Annotated in this window: 2 protein-coding genes; both read right to left on the reverse strand. The window is 68.0% G+C overall.

The window, feature by feature from the left end:
* Positions 1-217: 217 nt before the first annotated feature.
* Positions 218-454: a hypothetical protein gene (locus VN779_RS06210; protein WP_325721062.1), complete on the reverse strand. Its 237-nt coding sequence runs from the start codon at positions 452-454 to the stop codon at positions 218-220.
* Complete coding sequence (locus VN779_RS06215; RefSeq protein ID WP_325721064.1) at positions 430-1,563, reverse strand: MFS transporter; 1,134 nt, start codon at positions 1,561-1,563, stop codon at positions 430-432. The genes VN779_RS06210 and VN779_RS06215 overlap by 25 nt, the downstream gene beginning before the upstream one ends.
* Positions 1,564-2,578 lie beyond the last annotated feature (1,015 nt).

Genomic DNA, 2,578 nt, shown 5'->3' on the forward strand with positions numbered 1-2,578 from the left:
CACGTCGGCGTGTATGGAGAGGTGCGTCGCACCGGGAGAGTCCAGCGAGGCGACACCGTGACCCTCGGCTGAGCACAAATCGCGCCGTCGGCCACTTCTTCACCTGAACAACGCCCCGTTACTGGTTTCCGGCTCGTTTAGCTCCCCTTCACCGGGCATTTTTTCGGGCGGGTGTTACGGGAATCCGCTGGTCACGGGTGAGCTGGGGAACTTCCGTTTACGGTGAGCGGTGAGCCGTCCGGTGGTGATTCGCATTCCGGACACGCTCCATCAGACTGCGTTTAGCGAGCAGCGGTGCACCCGAGGTGCCCGGCGCCGACTTGCCCTTCTTCAGCAGCAGGTACCCATCACCATCACGGCCCTCGAATTCGAATGTGCGCGGTGAGCCGCAGGTGCGGAACACGCTCACGGCGATCTCGCCGCGGTTCGCTATGAGGAGCTTCTCGATCGCCACAGAGCGGCAAGCGTAAGCGCGCACAGCCCGGAGAGCGTCAGGTAGGGGACGGCGTCGGCCGTCGCGGCGGCGACCCTCCCGCCCGCCGCCGCGCCCGCGGCCTGGCCGGGCGCCCACGCGAGGTTGATCAGCGCCATCCCGTAGCCGTAGTCGAGCTCCTGCTCCTCGGCCGCGTCTGACAGTATCGACATCGCGGGCGTCCAGAACGTCCCGAACGAGATCCCCGCGCAGACAACGACGAACGCGAGCACGTAGCGGTTCGACGGCCACGGCAGGATCAGCAGCACGATCGCCGAGGCCGCGAGCCCGTAGCGCAGCGGCAGCGTCCGGCCGACCCGGTCGGAGAGGTGGCCGACCGTGGGGGAGACGAACGCCTCGCAAGCGGCGGACGTCAGCCACGTCGCGCCGATCGCGAGCGCGCCGAAGCCAAGCTCGTAGAGCCGCACCGGCGCGAGCACACCGAGCGTCCCGAACAGCACTCCCGGCAGCAGCACGAACCAGATCCCGGTCGCGACGTGCGGCGTCCGCATCGCCCGGAACAGACGGGAGACGGGCTGCGGCCGCTCGGGCGTCACTGCCGGCGTCCGCCACGCCCACAGGCCCTGCAGCAGCGCGATCACGGCGACCGCGGTGAACGTGCGGCCCGTGCCGGCGATCGAGGCGATCCCGCCGAGGATCGGCCCGCAGAGCGCGCCGCCGATCGCCAGGCCGAACGCCGTTCCGATCAGCGCGCCGCGCCGGCCCGGCGGCGCCGCGGCGACGAGCCAGGCGAGCGCGCCTGTCCACGAGAACGAACTCGCGAGCCCCTGCGCGAAGCGCGCGAGATCGAGCTGCCAGACCGAGTCGGCGAAGCCGAACGCGGTGCTCGTCAGCGCGATGCAGCAGAGGCCGACGATCACCGTCGGCTTGACGCCGGCGCGCGCGGCGACCATCCCGCTCGGGATCGCCCCCACCAGCGCGCCCGCCGGATAGGCGGCCTGCAGCAGCCCCCAGCCGGTCTTGCCGATCCCGAACTCGGCGGCGTACTGCGGCAGCAGCGGCGTCAGCGCCGCGAAGAACATCGTGTCGACGAAGACGATCGCGCCGACCAGGTAGAGGACGCGACGCACCCGCGGCAGTCTACGTTCGGGCGACTGGGCGGCCCTGTCTGGGGAACGGAGAGCGAGGAGCTGAACGCGAGGGGATTCAGTCTGTACAGAAGCTCTCGCAGGTGTGGCCGATGCGCGACCCGCAAGAGCGCTCCGCGCCGCTGGCGGTGCGCGGCGGCGGCCCGGCGCCGGTCCGCGTTCCACAAATCCCATCCGGGGGCCATGGCACAAAACCGCTGGTCGGTAGGCAGTCCCTCGCCCTCACACGTCAGAGCCGAACCTAAACACTCCCCTGACGAGCTCGGGGAACCATCGAGCTTCGAAGCGGCGAAGTAAGTGATCACATGGGCTCTGGTCCGGCAGGGGAAGGCGCAAATCTGGCAGTTGCTGATGACCAGAGTGACGGAATCGAATGCACCCAGCGGATCACCGTGTTCTGTCTCGAGCGCCGCCAGACCCATCGCGGACTACGCCGCGTTCCCGGGATCACTCTGTCCTGAGCTATCGCCAGGCCGCGGCGCAGAGCACGGGAGCGGTTGGGATCGACGCCGCGGCGGTCGCGTCTGATGTTCCGGCTTTGGGTGACCGTCCTGGTATCGCGAGGTCGTTACGTCCGACCCACACCTTTTTGAGATCCCAGACAGGGACTCCCCGGCCGAGGGTTCCCTCGAATGGCCTAGCGGGTCTGAGACGACGCCCCGAGGGAACAGGCTTGTGTTGAGCGGGCACAGGACCATCGACGGTTCGTAACGTCGGCGGCGAGACGCTTCAGCCTTGGGGTCTTATCAGCCCTGCCCGCCGGGTGGTGGTGCCCAACATTGGACTCAAGCTAGACCCATCGCCGGGTGTTCGGAGGAATTCGCGCATTAGACCCCTTCGGCGCTTCCCGGTGGCGAGTCAATCTCAATTCGGGGATTCACCGGTCTCAATTCGGGTGTGCAGGTGCAGTGGTCTATAAGAGCGGTTATGTTGCCACAACCACGGCGATTCCCACTGTCGTACAATGAGTTTCGACCACCCCCACCGATGCGGCACC

This window comes from Actinocrinis sp., assembly GCF_035605935.1.
In the GTDB taxonomy this organism is placed as follows: Bacteria; Actinomycetota; Actinomycetes; order Streptomycetales; family Catenulisporaceae; genus Actinocrinis.